The organism is Duganella callida (genome assembly GCF_004614165.1).
In the GTDB taxonomy this organism is placed as follows: domain Bacteria; phylum Pseudomonadota; class Gammaproteobacteria; order Burkholderiales; family Burkholderiaceae_D; genus Rugamonas; species Rugamonas callida.
This window is the reverse complement of record NZ_SPVG01000183.1, coordinates 1-15,693: the sequence shown is the minus strand read 5'-3', so window position 1 is coordinate 15,693 and position 15,693 is coordinate 1. Positions and strand designations below refer to the sequence as shown.

Genomic DNA, 15,693 nt, shown 5'->3' with positions numbered 1-15,693 from the left:
ACCGTAGCGGTCGCTACGGTAGAGCCCGTGACGCAATGGAAGACCTGACCCCGGAGCGCATTTCGATTTAATTCGCCCATCCAGGCGGCCACGGCCATGCAGGCCATGCCGTTGCCGATGACGTTGGCCAGCGGCCGGCATTTCAGCAGGCGCTCGATGCTGACGATCAGCAGCAGGCTGTCGGCCGGGATCTCCGGCACCGCCGCCAGCGTGGCGCTCAGCGTCAGGAACGCCGAGCCGGCGATGCCGCTCGATGCCTTGGAGGTGATCATCGCCACCAGCAGGATGGTGCCGTATTGCGCCAGGCCGAGTTCCACCTGCGCCGCCTGCGCCAGGAAGCCCAGCGCCAGCGTCAGGTAGATGCAGCTGCCATTCAGGTTGAACGAGTAGCTGACCGGGATCGCCACCCGCGCCACCGCCGGCGCGCAACCGGCTTTTTCCATTTTGCGGATCAGGCTGGGCATGGCCGCCATCGAGGAAGCCGTGCCCAGCACCAGCACCAGCTGGTCGCCGATCCAGAGCAGGTAACGCCACAGGCTGAAGCCGCACCAGCGCGCCACCGCGCCCATCACCACCATCACGAACACGATGGTGGTCAGGTAGATCGCGCCGATCAGTTTCAGCAGCGGCGCCATCGAGGTCAGGCCGTAGTGGCCGACCGCATACGCCACCGCGCCCAGCGCGGCCAGCGGCGCGGTCTTCAGCACCAGGCGGATCACGCCGAACAGCTTGTGCCCGGCCCACTCCAGCGTGGCGCTGATGCGTCGGCCGCGCTCACCCATCCAGGCCAGCGCGATGCCGCTGACGATGGCGCCCATCAGCAACTGCACCACGCTGTTACGCGCCACGCAGGCTTCGAGCGTCGCCAGCAGCGGCGCGCTGGCGTGGTGCGCCGCCGTCGGCGGCAAGTGCACGCCGACGCCCGGTTCCAGCAGCCAGGCGCCGAGCAGGCCGGCCGTCAGTGCCAGCAGGGTGCAGACTTCCACGTAGATCATCAGGCGCAGTCCCAGCCGGCCCAGCTGGCGCAGGTCGCGCAGCGAGGCGATGCCGATCGCCACGGTGCAGAACATCACCGGCCCGACCAGCAGGCGGATCGCTTCCACGAACCAGGTGCCGAGCGGCCGCAGCAGCTGCGCCTCGCCCGGCCGCCAGCAGCCCAGCAGCACGCCGGCGCCGATGGCACACAGGATGTGCAGCGAAGGATAGCGATAGAACGGCTTGCTCATCAGATGGAACCGTTTCCATATTGGAATAAAAAAATGGCGCAGCTCAGTTCTGCGCTTCGCCGCGGTCCATGATAACAGGGAGTTGGCGCCACAGTTCACAACGATGTTGACGTTCGTAGTCGTCCAGCGACAGCTGCCCGCCGCCATCGGGACGGAAGGCGCGGTAGCCGGCCCGCTGGCGCAGCGAAGGCCAGGCCGGCTGGCCGGCGACATCGGGGTTGCCGTTGCGGACGAAGGCGGCCCAGTGCGCGATCATCAGCGCGGACAGCTTGCGCTGCGCCGGCCGCAATTGCGCGGACGCCGCCGCGAAGGCGCCGCCATCGGGCCACAGGTAGGCCAGTTCGGCTGCGTGCGCCGCGCCCATGTGGAAGCCGCCAGCGGCGCCCTGCGGTGCATCGTCATCTTCGAACTGATACAGGTAGACGGGCGCATCCTGCGCCGCCGCCCGGCCGAGCGGCGGAATGGCGCAGCCGCCGAAGCCGCGCATGCCGCTGTCGGTCAGGATGGCGCTGATCTTGTAGGCATATTCATGCGGCTCGCCGGCGTGTTCGTCGCGGTAGGCCGCGGCCACGCGTTCGGCCTGTTCGGGCGGCAGCAGGCGGGCCAGCCATTGCCGGTAACGTTGTTGGTCGTAGCGCAGGAAGCCGGGGCCGGCGATGCGGCCCTCGTTGCGGTTCGCACCCAGCAGCAGCGGGACATGCAGCCAGTGGCGGCGCGCGATCTGGCGGGCGGCGTAATCGCGCAGCAGACCGTCACTGTCGATGGCCGGCGCCGCGCCGCCACCGGCCTGAATCAGTTGCGCCGCGCTGGCGGCGCGCACGCAGGCCAGATCGGCGCAGTGCAGCCGCTGCCGCAGCGTGACGCTGCGCTGCTGTGCTTCCGCGGCGGTGTCGACGTCGTGCAGGCAATCGTCGCTGGAGATGATGGCCGCGCGGAACAGCCCCTTTGCCCGCGGCGCCGCCAGCAGCGGGCAAATCACCGTGCCGCCGGCCGATTCGCCGGCCAGGGTCACGCGCAGCGGATCGCCGCCCAGGCTGGCGGCGGAGCGCTGCACCCAGCGCAGGGCCTGCAGGACATCCTGGAGCGCGTAGTTGCCGCCGTCCAGGAAGCCCAGTGCGCCCAGGCGGTAGTTGATGGTGACGACGATGATATCGCCTTGCGCAGCCAGTGCGGAGCCGTCATGATCGTTGGCCGAGCCATTGGTGGTGCCGCCACCGTGTACGTACACCATCACCGCGCGCGGCTGCGCCGGCGGCGCGGCGGGACGGTAGACGTTCAGGTACAGGCAGTCTTCGCGCTCCAAGCCCGCCGCAAGGCCGGCCGCGCTTTGCGGACAACGCGGCGGCAACGTCTGAAAGGCGCGCGCTCCGTCCCAGGGCCGCACGGCTTCGGGCGACTGCCAGCGCTGCGCGCTGGCGTAAGGCAAACCGAGGAATTGCTCGACCGCCCCTGACCGCAGACCCTGCGCCAGGCCATCCGGCAGCCTCACCAACGGTCCAGCAGCGGCTGAAGTGGCCAAAGCCGTCGCTGACAGCGTTGCCGCCGCCGCGACGCGACGGGACGGCGTTTCCGCACCAGTCCCAGTCGCGGTATCAGAGGCAGCAGCGCCACCGGAAGCAGTTGCGGTATCCGGGGCGGCGACGACGCCGGCGCCGGCAACGGTGGCCACCGCCGGCGCCAGCGCCGGCGCGGCGAGCGCGGCGCAGGCGAAGCAGAACAGCATACGGTCGTAGCGTCCCATGCTTACGGCGCCGGCTTGACCCGCGGGTAGGTGCGCGCCGTGAAAGGCCGCGGCACGTAGGACGGCACGAAGCGGCAGCCCTCGCCGTACCGCGTCGCGAACTGTTCGCAGTCGGCCGCCAGCGATGCCGGCGACGGCCGCTTGCCCTGCTCCACCCATGCCATCATCGCCTGCAACAGCGTCGCGTACTGCGGCGTGGCCAGCTTGCTGTGCTCATGCTCGTCGGTGAAGCTCTGAACCAGCAGCGAGTCGGCCCCCGCCGCCACGACGGTGTCGTGAAAAACGGTCTCCGCCTCCACGAACACGGTCGGATCATCGATCGCGTGCATCGTCAGTGTCGGCACCGTCAGATGGCCAGTCAGATCGCTGTCCTCCGCCAGTGCCCTCACCCCCGCCGACGACGCCGCAAACCGCGGGACGTCGCGGTTCAGCGCCGCATCGTCATCCGAGCCACGATACACCACGCCGATGTTGCTGAACGGGTTCAGTCCCTTGAACTGCCGCAGCGTCACATCGCGGAAGGTGGCCGTCGCCCAGTTCAGATGCGCGCCCAGCGTCGCCGGCGGAATGCGCGTCACCGCCAGGATGTTTTTCAGCGCCCGCCGCTGTTCCGGCGTGCGCTGCGCGTCCGCTCGGGACAAGCCGGTGCAGGATTCCAGCCGTGCCGCCACCTCCCTGCCGCTCAAGGGATCCTGCGCGGCCAATCCCTGCCACAACGGATACTGCGGCTCATCCGGCGCCGGCAGATTGCGGCAATAGTACTGATACACCGCGCGCAGATCGGCACGGAAGTCATACGCCAGCGAACCGCCCGACAGCACGCCGCTGGTCAGGATCACGCCGTCGTACACCGGCTTGCCGTCCGCATCGCGGCCATACAGCTCGGCCGTCTTCGCCGCCACATTGCCGCCCCAGGACTGGCCATGCAGCAGCGTGCGGCGCGGACGCCCGAATTCCTTCCAGAACTGGGCCCGCGCGCTGTCGGTATCCTCCGCCGCATCGCGCACGCCGTAGCCCGCGTGACGGTAACTGGAGCTGGTCCATGCATAGCCTTCCTTCACCACCACCGCAAAGCGTTCCAGGTCCGGCACCGGCGTGGTGGGCGTCGGTGTTTTGAGGCTTGGACCGCCATGGCTATGCACCACCAGCACCCCATTCCACTGCGGCGGAATCGCCGTCCAATAAAAAGCCCCGTGGGCGTCCTGGCCGCTGTAGCAGCGCGTCTGCGCGGGAAGCTCGCGCGGACAGCTTTGCGGATGCTGCGCCTGCGCGGCGCCCGCGGCCAGCATCAGGCACCAGACGGGGGAAAACTTCAGCTTCATGGATGACCTCAGAAAGTCGTGCTCAGATTCAGGTACAGATAGCGGCCGTAAGGATTGTACAGACCACCGTTGTAGCCGCCCTGCGCCAGCGGCGGCAGCTTGTCGAACAGATTGCGCGCGCCCAGCTTGACGCGGGCATCCTGCAGCCAGCGGCCGGTATCGAGCTTGTACTGCACATAGCCGTTCCACAGCGTCTGCCCTGCCTCGCGCCACGGCTTGCCGTCGGTGGTCAACAGGCCGGTATCGTAGACCGAGCCGATGTAGTTGCCCGACACGCCGACCTGCCAGGCCGCCAGCTTCCAGGTCAGGTTGGCCGCCACCTTGATCTCCGGATGGCCGTAATTGCGCAGCTGGTCGTTTTCCAGGTCGCTCAGCGGCAGCGCCGCATTCAGCACGCCCTGCGCCCGCGCGGTCAGCAGATCGCCGATGCCGCTCAGCGGCGAGCGCGTGTACTGGTCCATGTAGGCCACGTTCAGGTTGCCGTCGAAACTGCCCCAGGCCGCGGTGCGCTTGCGCCAGTTCATGGTCAGGTCGTAACCGCTGATGTGCTGTGGCTGCAGGTTGAGGAAGGTATCCTTCACGTCGATGATGTTGCCGACCGGCGTCAGGCCGGTGCCGGCAAACGCCGCCACGTCGTCGGCGTTCGGCGCGGCGCGGATGATGCGCGGGTCGCCAGCGCCGCCACTGACGCGGCTCAGGTAATCGGCCGCCGACACATTGCTCAGCCCCAGCGTGCCGACAATGCCCATCTGGTCGATGCGCCAGCGGTCCAGCGCCACGGTGAAGCGGCCCAGTTCCGCCGGCAGCCAGTTCGGTTGCAGCACGATGCCGATGTTGGACGTGGTCGAGGTCTCCGGTCCGAGCTTGGGATTGCCCGAGATGAAGTAGCGCACGCCCGGCACCCGCGAGCAGGCGCTGAAGTTGGTCAGGCGTCCGGCGCGCACGTCGACCTCGCACTTGAAGTAGTCGGTCACGCTGCTGGCGCGGCCATAGGTGTAGTCGGCCGTGGTTTCCAGGTTCGGCGCCTTGAAGCCCTGCGAATACGAAGCGCGCAAGCGCACGCTGTCGTTGACGTCCCACGACATCGCGATCTTGGGCTTGGAGACGCTGCCGAAATCGCTGTAATGCTCATAGCGGCCCGCCAGCTGGAAGTTCACCGCCTTCACCAGCGGGATCTTCATCGCCGGCGAAATCGCCGGCACCGCGAATTCCAGGAACGCGCCTTCCACCGTGCGGCTGCCCTTGGACGAGGGCGTGATGTTCACCCCGGTCGCGCTGGAGGGCTGGGTCAGGCCGGTCACCGCATCGTAGAACGGCATCGAGCCATTCACGTGCGGATCGCGGTTGTCTTCCTGCGTTTCGTGCCGCACTTCGACACCGAAGGCGACGCCGACATCGCCGGCCGGCAGCGTGAACAGATCGCGGCGCGACAGCTTGAAGTCCGCCAGCAGCAGGCCGGTACGGTCGGCGCGCTTGACGCGGATGCGCGTCGCGTCCAGCGCCGCCTTGGAACTGGGCGTGCAGTCGCCGCCGCCCATGCCGTTCAGGCAGCTGCCGTTGAAGGGGTTGTAGGCATCCGGCGTCGACAGCGCCAGCTGCTTGTATAAGGCATTCGAATCGACACCGTCCGAAATGTCGGTGGCGGTGGCGTAGGAATACAGCAACCCGGTGTCATAATCGAAACCGGCCTTGCTGCCCTTCAGCCCGACCAGATAACGGTATTGATAGTTTTCGACGTCGACGTGATCGGGACCGTAATCGTTGAAGCGGTAATTGGTGAACGTCAGCGGCAGGCCGGACGCCGGCACATTGGTCAGCCCCGGCAGCCGGTTCGGATTGGGCGTGCCATCGGCGAAGGTCACCGGCCCGAAGGGATTGTAATAATTCGATGCCGGCACACCGACCGCCACCAGGCTGGTGGGCTGGGTGGTCAGCGTCTGCGCCGTTGCGTGATACACGCCGACTTCGCCGTACAGCGTGGTGTTGTCGTCGACGTCGTAATGCCCGGTCAGGAACAGGTTCTGGCGCTGGATCGCCGGCGACACCGTGATGTAGTCGTTGGCCGCATTGTTGTAGCGCAGGATATTGCCGGGCGCGTTGGCGTTCTGATTGTTCCCGCCGGTGCCGAGACACAGGCCGTTGCCCAGTTGCGTCACGCAGCCGGCGATGGTATTCGGCTGCAGGTGGAAGGCGCCGGCCGCCGTGGTCAGCGCCGTCGTCCCCTGCCGGATCGCCGTCGTCACCGGCGCCGTGCCGTTGAACACCGAGCCGTTGATCCACGAGCTTTGCCCGCCGCGGCCATCCGGCACCGAACTCGATGCCCACGGCGTGCCGGCGAACAGCGCGCGCTTGTCCTGATCGGCGGTGAACGGCATGTCGCTCGGATTCTGGTGACTGCGGTTCAGCACATTCAGCGACAGCGAGACATTGCCGCGTCCATCGGCGAAGTTCTTGCCGCCGAAGATATTCGTGTTCAGCTCCGAGCGGCTGGTGCTTTCCGCGTGACCGTACTGCGCGCTGATGGTCAGGCCGTTGAAGTCCGACTTCATCACCGTGTTGACCACCCCGGCCACCGCGTCCGAACCATAGATCGCGCCGGCGCCGTCGAGCAGAATCTCCACGCTGTGCAGGCCGGATGCCGGAATCGCGCTGGAGTTATAGGTAATCAGCGGCACCGTGTTGTTGCCGTTGCTGGTCGGGTGGGTGACCAGGCGGCGGCCGTTGAGCAGCACCAGCGTGTCGCCCAGGCCGGCGCCGCGCAGATCGATCGAGCTGACATCGCCGCGCGCCGTGTTGCTGGTCTGCGCCTGGTTGGTGGGATTGAAGAACACATCGCCCAGCTGCGGAATCTGGCGCATCAGGTCATCGCCATCGACCGCGCCGGTGGCGGCGATTTCATCGGCGGTGACCACCGATACCGGCAAGGCGGTGCTGATCTTCGCACCCTTGATGCTGGTGCCGACCACCGTCACCTTGACCATCTCGTCGGCCGGTTTGGCCGGCTCTTGCGCCGCGGCGGCGGCCGAGCACATGGCGACGCCCCACAGGAGCTGCCTGCATTTCAACTCTATCATTACGATCTCCGTATATTTTTTATGGCGCTGCGTCTTGATGCGCAGCGCAGCCCATCGTAGAGAGGTGATCGTCCGATGTAAAATATCTGAAGATAGCTCTTTCAATACTTAAAACATATGGGGACAGGGTGGAACTTCGACATTTGCGCTATTTCATCGCGGTGGCAGAGGAAGAGCACTTCACACGGGCGGCCGAAAGACTGCAGATGCAGCAGCCGCCCCTGAGCCAGCAAATCCGCGCGCTGGAAGAAGAACTGGGCTTTCCGTTGTTTCGCCGCCACCCGCGCGGCGCGGCGCTGACGCCGGGCGGCGTGGTGTTTTTGGCCGAGGCGCGCGCCATCCTGGCCAGCGTGGACGAAGCGGCGGCACGCGCCGCGCGCGCGGCCAGCGGCGCCGAAGGTCATCTGTCGGTCGGCTTCACCAGTTCGGCGGCGGCGCACGCCATGATCCCGCTCATCGTGCGCGCCTACCGCGCGGCGTGGCCCGGCGTGCGGCTGGACTGCCGCGAAGCCAATGCGGCCGAACTGACCGAGGAACTGGCGGCCGGCACCCTGCACGCGGCGTTCCTGCGGCTGCCGGTCAGCCGCCCGGAAGGCATCGTGTTTCAAAGCCTGCTGGAAGAAGAAATGCTGCTGGTGCTGCCGACCGGGCACGCGGCGATCGCCCATCACAAGGGACGCGGCCTGCCGCGCGTGGCGCTGCGCGAACTGCGCGACGAACAATTCGTACTGGTGCGGCGCAGCGGCGCGCCGGGCATGTATGCGGACCTGGTGGCGGCCTGCGAAAAGGCCGGCTTCACGCCGAAGATCGCGGTGGAAGTGGACCGCATGCTGACCAACATCAGCCTGGTGGCGGCGGGCGCCGGCGTGTCGGCGGTGCCGGCCTCGATGCGCGGCTTCCACCAGGGCAGCGTGGTTTACTGCCGCATTGCCGACGGCGGCCTGTCGGCGCCGCTGACGCTGGCCTGCAAGGAAGCCGACCAAGCGCCGACCTTGATCAACTTCCTGGCCGAAGCCTGCCGCCTCGCCAACTCCGCGGAGTTTAGCGGTGCTGGTTGATGGCGTCGCGGGTTTCTTCGGCGACGCGGCGGGCGGCGGTGGCGAAGTCTTCGCCGGCCTGCGGTGCGGCGTACAGGATGGCGCGCGAGGAGTTGATCATCATGCCGGTGCCCCGCGCCGTGCGGCCCGCCGCGACCGTCGCCGCGATGTCGCCGCCCTGCGCGCCGATGCCCGGCACCAGCAGCGGCATGTCGCCGACGATGGCGCGCACCTGCGCCAGTTCTTCCGGGAAGGTGGCGCCCACCACCAGCGCGCACTGGCCGTTGGCGTTCCATTTTTCCGACACCAGCCGCGCCACGTGCTGGTACAGCGGCTTGCCGCCGACGTCGAGGAACTGCAGGTCGGAACCACCGGCGTTGGAGGTGCGGCACAGGATGATCACGCCGCGCTCCGACCATTCCATGTACGGTTCGACCGAGTCGAAGCCCATGTACGGGTTGACGGTCACCGCGTCGGCGCCGTAGCGGTCGTAGGCCTCGCGCGCATACTGGCGCGCGGTGGCGCCGATGTCGCCGCGCTTGGCGTCCAGGATCAGCGGGATGTGCGGATAATTGGCCCGCACGTAGTCGCAGATCTGCTGCAACTGGTCTTCCGCGCGCAACGCGGCAAAGTAGGCGATCTGCGGCTTGAACGAGCACGCCAGGTCGGCGGTCGCGTCGATGATTTCGCGGCAGAAGTGGTAGATGCCCTGCGGGTCGTTCTGGAACTGCGCCGGCAGCCTGGCCAGGTCCGGGTCCAGGCCCACGCACAGCAGGGAGTCGTTGGCCGCCCACGCCGCCGATAATTTGTCAATAAAAGTCATCACGCCTCCCGATCGAAAAATGCAAACCCTCTATTGTAACCCGCCGCTACCGCGCTGTTAAAATTTGCCATCCCCACCTGAGAAAGACTGAACCATGAAACTATCCAATAAAGTCGCGATCGTCACCGGCGCCACCCAGGGCATCGGTCTGGCCTGCGCCCAGCGCATGATTGCCGAGGGCGCCAGGGTGATGCTGGTGGATATCAAGCCGGAGGGCGCCGACGCCGCCGCCTCGCTGGGCGAGAACGCGCGCTTCTTCGCCGCCGATGTCAGCCAGAAGGCCGACGTCAACGCGATGGTGGCCGCCACGCTGGCCGCGTTCGGCCGCATCGACATCCTGATCAACAACGCCGGCGTCACCCACGCCGCCAGTTTCCTCGACGTCTGCGAGGAGGATTTCGACCGCGTGATGCGCATCAACCTGAAATCCATGTTCCTGTGCGGCCAGGCGGTGGCGCGCGAGATGGTCAAGCAGCAGAGCGGCTGCATCATCAACATGTCCAGCGTCAATGCCGAGCTGGCGATCCCGAATCAGGTGCCGTACGTGGTGTCGAAAGGCGCGATCAATCAGCTGACCAAGGTGATGTCGCTCAACCTGGTGGACCACGGCATCCGCGTCAACGGCATCGGTCCCGGCACCATCCTGACCGAACTGGCCAAACAGGCCGTGATGGCCAGCCCGGAATCGCGCAACACGATCTTGTCGCGCACGCCGATGGGCCGCTGCGGCGAACCGGAGGAAGTCGCCTCGATCGCCGCCTTCCTGGCCAGCGACGACGCCAGCTACATGACCGGCCAGACGCTGTACGTGGACGGCGGCCGGTTGGCGCTGAACTACACGGTCCCCGTCAAATAGCAGAGTTATGCCCTAGCCTGATGTCTGGTATCTGAAAGAACAATTAGACACATATCTGGCGACGCAGCATAATTGCACCTGTCTCCACTATTCTCCTCCAAGAAAATAGTTTTAAGCCCGCTCAAGTCAGCGGGCTTTTTTTTTGTTCCATGTCATGGCCGCGTCACAAAGCCCGCCTATACTGGTCACATCTTGAGTACATGCCACCGATACGCATGACGAAAGAAGGTGCACCGGGGTTCCGGTGCACCACTCCCCCTCCCCGGCTTTTGCGGTGCATGGTATTGTCTGTGCATGATCAAACAAATTCTTCTCACCTCCTCCTTTCCCCGTCTGCGCTGCGGCAGCGCCATCGTTGCCTACCTGCTGATTTTGATTCTCGGCTCCATCCCCGGCGCGCGCCAGGACATCGGCGAGGTTGCCTCCGGCCTGATCCTGCACTCCTGCGCCTATGCCGGCCTGGCATTTCTGATGTTCACCGGCAGCCGCGGCACGCTGGCGGTGCGCGCGCTCACGGCCGTGCTGACCATTGCTCTCATGGGCGCGCTGGATGAATATGTGCAGAGCTTCTTCCCCTACCGGCATGGCGACGTCAGGGACTGGATGGTCGATTGCACCGCCGCCATACTGATGAGCAGCTTCATGTGGGTTCTGTGGAGTCGCTATCGCATCCAGCCGTCGCACTGATGGCGCCGGTCGCCAGTTTCACGTCCATGCGCATTTCCTGCAGTTGCTCGGCCTTGGCCACGCGTACCAAGCCATGCAGGGCATGCAGCAGGAAATGCCGGCTGCGGGCATCGCTGCACGTTGCGTCTATTAACTCTTCGATAATACTGTCTGTCACGCGTGTCAACATATCGGTGTCCTTTCAAGTGATACCGAACAATTATTGCGTGTGGGTAGCAAACTTCAATTGATGTACATCAATGCCGGACCATGGTCGGGGAACCATTCGGCATAACGCCTCTCTCACTCAATTTGGAGGCGAACATGAAAAGAATCCGATATTTTGTACTGATGCTGTGCCTGACGGCTGTCGCCGGCTGCGCCAACAAGATGAGCGACAGCGGCACTGGCAGCGGCTACACCAGCGGCGACATGGGACGCAGCGGCATGCAGACTGCCGCCAACACCGGCAGCAGCGGCGCCATGCAACAGCAACAGAGCTGGAACGGCGTGGTCCAGTCGATCGACCAGATGCAGCGCCAGGATGTGGGTGTGGGAACAATCGGCGCGGCGGCGGCGGGCGGCAATCTCGGCGCGCCGACCGACAAGGTGTACCGCGTCACCATCCGCACCGAAGACGGCAGCAGCCAGCAGGTGGTGGTGGAATCCATGCCCAACTATAAAGTCGGCGACCGCGTCCGCTACAGCAACGGCATGGTGCAGCCCGCGACTCAGTAAAGCTGTTCGACCTGGTAGCCGCGGCGCTTGAGCAGCTGCGGCAGGCCGTCGTCGCCGACCAGATGCAGCAGGCCGACGCCAATGAACGCCACCTGGTCCTGCTGCATGATGCGTTCGATGTTGGCAGCCATTTCGGGGTTGCGCTTGCCGAGCAGTACCCGGTTCATGAAACCGGCGGAAATGCTGTTGCCGGTGGTGGCGGTCTTCCAGGCGTCATGGATGCGCGCGGGATCGGCCGCGCTCCAGGCTTCGATCAGCGCCTGCGACTTTTTCAGCGAATCGCCATCGTCCAGGTCGGCCAGGTTTTCAAGCAGGTATTGCTCCTGCTGATGCTCATCCAGGCTGTCGAACAGGCTCAGCTGATAATCGGCGCTTTCCAGCTCGCGCACGGCCTTGTCCTGCTGTTGCGCGGCGGCCAGCAGCGCGTATTCGACCGCCTGGCTGCGCTGGTAGCCGTGCTTGCCCAGTTCGGCGCCGACCAGCAGGTTGGCGATCAGCCAGGGCTTGTACTGCTGCACCGAGTGCAGCGCAATGCCGGCGCGCGCCAGCGCCTGCGTGGTGCGCTGGAAGGTGGCCGGGCTCAGATGGTTCTGGATGGTGTCGCCATCGGCATAGCGGCCATGCCGCGCCAGCGCCACCTGGAAAGCCTGGTCTTCGCGGATGTCGAGCTCGATCACCAGCGCCTTCGAATCCAGCAGCGCGCGCGACACCACCGGGTCCAGCGGATAGGCGCCGTCGCGTCCCACGTGGATGGTACCGAACAGATAGCTGATCTTGCCGTCATGGGTCACGCGGTACAGCTGGCCATGATGCTGCAGCGAGGTTTCGATCGAGCCGGCGGCGAAAACGGAGGTGCTGCAAGCCAGCAGCAGGGCGATGGCGATTTTCTTGAGCATGCGAAGTCCCGCCGGTGGCATTGCTGCCATCGGAATAACATTGAAGTGGAGTAGTCAGGAAGAAGTGAAGCCGTAGGGCAATAGTAAAACAGGGAGCACGCCCCTGTTAAACTATTTTTGGTTTATGTCGGCAAAATAAAACGCTTTGGATGACAGGGCGACAAGTTATTATTTCTATTTCAAGCCATTGCTGTAAGCATTGAGAATACGGGCCACGCTGCCATCCTTGACAATTTGATCAATCGCCTTATTCAGCTGGCCCACATTCACCTGTCCACGCGGGGAGAGCGCACACTGGGCTTTATAATTTTTCACCACCAGCGGCGGATGCAGAGATAATTTCTCGCCAACCTTGAGATAATAATCCAGCGTACTTTGTTGGGTAATCGCGTGATGCAATCGGCCGGCGCCGATTTTGCGCAGATTACCGGACGAGGAATGACCATCATCGCGTTTGAAATCCGCGCCCATGGCGGCATCGAGTTCCGGATAGCGATAACCCAATATGGTCGCAATCGGATGGCCCTTCAACTCGGCCAAGCCATGTGGCGGTCTCACCGAGGAATCGGTGACCACGATTTCCGAAACCGGGAAAAAACCGTGCGACCAGCCGAAGTCGCCTGGCAGCCATGCCGGCAGATACAGACAGATCAGGTCAGCCTGCCCGGCGTCCAGCGCCATGGCGATGCGCTTGCGCGGCAACAGCACGAACTCGGCCTCGCGGCCCAGTCGCGACGCCAGCGCCGTTCCCAGATCCTTGTGAAAGCCGGCCACCAGGCGGCCATCGTCGAAACCGGCCATCGGCATTTCAGTACCGGTGTCGACCAGCACGCGCAACGGTGGCGGCGCTGCCGATGCCGGCCCTGGCGCCAGGGCCGCCGCGGCGCCAATCAGGAGCTTCCCTGCAAGCCGCGGCCAATCTGTGTATGCTTGTCTATCCATTTAGAAAGATTATACCCAGACCCTTTCAATGGGCTTAAACCAGTATAGAGGCCGCACCCATGATTCCATTTTCGATACTCGACCTTTCCCCGATCGCTGAAGGCAGCAATGCCTCGATTTCTTTCCGCAACACGCTTGACCTGGCCCAGCACGGCGAACGCTGGGGCTTCCAGCGCTACTGGCTGGCCGAACACCACGGCATGCCGGGCATTGCCAGCGCCGCCACGGCGGTGGTGATGGCCCATGTGGCCGGCGGCACCAGCACCATCCGCGTCGGCGCCGGCGGCATCATGCTGCCCAACCACGCGCCGCTGGTGATCGCCGAACAGTTCGGCACACTGGAAGCGCTGTTCCCCGGCCGTATCGACCTCGGCCTGGGCCGCGCGCCCGGCTCCGACCAGACCACCAACCGGGCGCTGCGCCGCAACCTCGAAACCGACGCCGATGCCTTCCCGCAGGACGTGCTGGAACTGCAGGATTACATGTCCGACCAGCCGCGCCAGCGTGTCCTGGCGGTGCCGGGCAAGGGCGCGAAAGTGCCGCTGTGGATACTCGGTTCCAGCCTGTTCGGCGCGCAACTGGCCGCGCATCTCGGCTTGCCGTTCGCGTTTGCCTCGCACTTTGCGCCGCAGATGATGATGCAGGCCATTTCGATCTACCGCGCCAACTTCCAGCCGTCGGCACAGCTGGCCAAGCCGTACGTGATGCTCGGCTTTAACGTGTTCGCCGCCGACACCGACGAGGAGGCGCAGTTCCGCGCCACCTCCATGCAGCAGGCTTTCGTCAACCTGCGCACCGGCCGCCCGTCGCAGCTGCCGCCGCCGAAGGCCGGTTATCTGGAATCGCTGGGACCGGCCGAACGCGCCATGCTGGACTCGGTGCTGTCGTGCACGGCGATCGGCTCGCCGGAGACGGTGCGCCAGCAGCTGCAGGACTTCATCGCCCGCACCGGCGCCGACGAGCTGATGATCACCTCGCAGATCTTCGAGCATGCGCAGCGCCTGCGCTCATTCGAAATCACGGCCGAAGTGCGGCAGGCGCTGGTGCGCGCCGAAGCCGGGCTGTAAAAAAGGGCCGAGCTCAGCACCAATTGGCGGCGGCCGGTAGAATAACCGCCCTTGCCGCAATTCAGGAGCCTGCCTTGAGCCAGACGTCCACCCAGCACGACATCACGCCCGGCATGGTCTGGCTGTTCGCCATCGCGACCGGCCTGATCGTCGCCAACCTGTACTACGCCCAGACCCTGATCGGCCCGATCAGCCGCGCCACCGGACTCGATCCGGGCGCGGCGGGCCTGATCGTCACCCTGACCCAGATCGGCTACTGCCTGGGCCTGCTGTTCATCGTCCCGCTCGGCGACCTGCTGGAAAACCGGCGCCTGATCGTCACCGCGCTGCTGACCACCGCCGTGGCCTTGCTGGCCGCGTCCATGACCAGCAGCGCCCACTTGTTCCTGTTTGCTGCCCTGTGCATCGGCCTGGGATCGGTGGCGGCGCAGATTGTCGTGCCGTTCGCCGCGCACCTGTCGCGACCCGAGACGCGCGGCAAAACCGTCGGCAAAGTCATGAGCGGGCTGTTGATGGGCATCATGCTGGCGCGGCCGGTGGCCAGCCTGGTGGCCGACGCGTTCAGCTGGCACGCCATCTTCGTCCTGTCGGCGGCCACCACCGCCGCGCTGGCGCTGCTGCTGCGCGCGCGGCTGCCGCAACGCCAGCCGGCGGGCGGCATGCACTACTTCGAATTGCTCGGTTCGATGTGGCAGCTGCTGAAAACCACACCCGTGCTGCGCCGGCGGGCAGCCTACCAGGCCTGCATGTTCGGCGCCTTCAGCCTGTTCTGGACCTGCGTCTCGCTGGAGCTGACCGGACCGTACTTCCACATCAGCCAGACCGGGGTGGCCATCTTCGCGCTGGTGGGCGTGGCGGGCGCGATCGCCTCGCCGATCGCCGGCCACCGCGCCGACCAGGGCAAGAGCCGCTCGACCACCGCCATCGCCCTGACCCTGGGCGCGGCGGCATTCGCCATGCCGCTGCTGATCCACAGCAGCCGGCTGGTGGACCTGGGCGTGCTGGTACTGACCTCCGTCGTGCTGGACATGGGCGTCTCGGCCAACCTGGTGACCGGCCAGCGCGCCATCTTCGCATTGCCGGCCGAGATCCGCAGCCGCCTGAATGGCCTGTACATGGCGCTGTTCTTCATGGGCGGCGCGCTCGGCTCGTCGCTGGGTGGCTGGATGTTTGCCGCGCACGGCTGGACCGGCGTCCTCTGGACCGGCCTCTGCTTCCCCCTGATCGCCCTCTGCGTCTTCGCCACCGAATAACTCCGGGGTCAGGTCTTTCATTGCGTCACGAGCCCAGCCGTAGGCGCGCCTA

Annotated in this window: 13 protein-coding genes; 6 read left to right on the top strand and 7 right to left on the bottom strand. The window is 65.6% G+C overall.

Annotated features, from left to right (window positions below; genetic code table 11):
* From E4L98_RS18350 to E4L98_RS18340, 4 genes are all read right to left on the bottom strand, one after another.
* On the bottom strand, window positions 1-1,226 hold a 1,226-nt coding region (locus tag E4L98_RS18350; RefSeq protein WP_167761372.1), incomplete at its 3' end, for a cation:dicarboxylate symporter family transporter.
* Window positions 1,227-1,269: 43 nt separating this feature from the next.
* Window positions 1,270-2,967, bottom strand: coding sequence for a carboxylesterase family protein (locus E4L98_RS18345; protein WP_167761371.1), 1,698 nt, complete (start codon window positions 2,965-2,967; stop codon window positions 1,270-1,272).
* Between the two features lie 2 nt (window positions 2,968-2,969).
* Window positions 2,970-4,289, bottom strand: a complete 1,320-nt coding sequence (locus E4L98_RS30095; protein WP_167761370.1) for an alpha/beta hydrolase — start codon at window positions 4,287-4,289, stop codon at window positions 2,970-2,972.
* 8 nt (window positions 4,290-4,297) lie between these two features.
* Entirely contained in the window at window positions 4,298-7,363 is a 3,066-nt protein-coding gene (locus E4L98_RS18340) for a TonB-dependent receptor domain-containing protein (RefSeq protein ID WP_205746771.1), read from the bottom strand.
* A gap of 128 nt (window positions 7,364-7,491) precedes the next feature.
* Between E4L98_RS18340 and E4L98_RS18335 the strand changes: the two genes are divergently transcribed.
* Window positions 7,492-8,421: a LysR family transcriptional regulator gene (locus E4L98_RS18335; RefSeq protein ID WP_135202992.1), complete on the top strand. Its 930-nt coding sequence runs from the start codon at window positions 7,492-7,494 to the stop codon at window positions 8,419-8,421.
* On the opposite strand, the gene pyrF is transcribed toward E4L98_RS18335, so the two are convergent.
* Window positions 8,405-9,223 (bottom strand): orotidine-5'-phosphate decarboxylase, encoded by an 819-nt coding sequence (pyrF, locus tag E4L98_RS18330; protein WP_135202991.1) that lies wholly within the window; start codon window positions 9,221-9,223, stop codon window positions 8,405-8,407. The genes E4L98_RS18335 and pyrF overlap by 17 nt on opposite strands.
* 94 nt (window positions 9,224-9,317) lie before the next feature.
* Between pyrF and E4L98_RS18325 the strand changes: the two genes are divergently transcribed.
* From E4L98_RS18325 to E4L98_RS18315, 3 genes are all read left to right on the top strand, one after another.
* Complete coding sequence (locus E4L98_RS18325; RefSeq protein ID WP_135202990.1) at window positions 9,318-10,079, top strand: SDR family NAD(P)-dependent oxidoreductase; 762 nt, start codon at window positions 9,318-9,320, stop codon at window positions 10,077-10,079.
* A gap of 294 nt (window positions 10,080-10,373) precedes the next feature.
* Complete coding sequence (locus tag E4L98_RS18320; protein WP_135202989.1) at window positions 10,374-10,766, top strand: VanZ family protein; 393 nt, start codon at window positions 10,374-10,376, stop codon at window positions 10,764-10,766.
* A gap of 303 nt (window positions 10,767-11,069) precedes the next feature.
* Window positions 11,070-11,483, top strand: coding sequence for a hypothetical protein (locus E4L98_RS18315; protein ID WP_135202988.1), 414 nt, complete (start codon window positions 11,070-11,072; stop codon window positions 11,481-11,483).
* On the opposite strand, the gene E4L98_RS18310 is transcribed toward E4L98_RS18315, so the two are convergent.
* Entirely contained in the window at window positions 11,477-12,379 is a 903-nt protein-coding gene (locus E4L98_RS18310; RefSeq protein WP_135202987.1) for a TraB/GumN family protein, read from the bottom strand. The genes E4L98_RS18315 and E4L98_RS18310 overlap by 7 nt on opposite strands.
* 174 nt (window positions 12,380-12,553) lie before the next feature.
* A complete protein-coding gene (locus E4L98_RS18305) occupies window positions 12,554-13,321 on the bottom strand; it encodes a substrate-binding periplasmic protein (protein WP_135202986.1) in 768 nt (255 codons plus the stop codon).
* A 59-nt stretch (window positions 13,322-13,380) separates the two neighbouring features.
* Between E4L98_RS18305 and E4L98_RS18300 the strand changes: the two genes are divergently transcribed.
* The gene (locus E4L98_RS18300) at window positions 13,381-14,388 is read left to right on the top strand and encodes an LLM class flavin-dependent oxidoreductase (RefSeq protein WP_135202985.1); all 1,008 of its coding nucleotides are present in this window, start codon (window positions 13,381-13,383) and stop codon (window positions 14,386-14,388) included.
* 113 nt (window positions 14,389-14,501) lie between these two features.
* Entirely contained in the window at window positions 14,502-15,641 is a 1,140-nt protein-coding gene (locus E4L98_RS18295) for an MFS transporter (protein ID WP_135202995.1), read from the top strand.
* Window positions 15,642-15,693 lie beyond the last annotated feature (52 nt).

Bases quoted from the DNA above. Each gene is read 5' to 3' on its own strand.
- E4L98_RS18345 (WP_167761371.1), bottom strand. From the start codon at position 2,967: ATGGGACGCTACGACCGTATGCTGTTCTGCTTCGCCTGCGCCGCGCTC.
- E4L98_RS30095 (WP_167761370.1), bottom strand. From the start codon at position 4,289: ATGAAGCTGAAGTTTTCCCCCGTCTGGTGCCTGATGCTGGCCGCGGGC.
- E4L98_RS18340 (WP_205746771.1), bottom strand. From the start codon at position 7,363: ATGATAGAGTTGAAATGCAGGCAGCTCCTGTGGGGCGTCGCCATGTGC.
- pyrF (WP_135202991.1), bottom strand. From the start codon at position 9,223: ATGACTTTTATTGACAAATTATCGGCGGCGTGGGCGGCCAACGACTCC.
- E4L98_RS18325 (WP_135202990.1), top strand. From the start codon at position 9,318: ATGAAACTATCCAATAAAGTCGCGATCGTCACCGGCGCCACCCAGGGC.
- E4L98_RS18320 (WP_135202989.1), top strand. From the start codon at position 10,374: ATGATCAAACAAATTCTTCTCACCTCCTCCTTTCCCCGTCTGCGCTGC.
- E4L98_RS18315 (WP_135202988.1), top strand. From the start codon at position 11,070: ATGAAAAGAATCCGATATTTTGTACTGATGCTGTGCCTGACGGCTGTC.
- E4L98_RS18310 (WP_135202987.1), bottom strand. From the start codon at position 12,379: ATGCTCAAGAAAATCGCCATCGCCCTGCTGCTGGCTTGCAGCACCTCC.
- E4L98_RS18305 (WP_135202986.1), bottom strand. From the start codon at position 13,321: ATGGATAGACAAGCATACACAGATTGGCCGCGGCTTGCAGGGAAGCTC.
- E4L98_RS18300 (WP_135202985.1), top strand. From the start codon at position 13,381: ATGATTCCATTTTCGATACTCGACCTTTCCCCGATCGCTGAAGGCAGC.
- E4L98_RS18295 (WP_135202995.1), top strand. From the start codon at position 14,502: ATGGTCTGGCTGTTCGCCATCGCGACCGGCCTGATCGTCGCCAACCTG.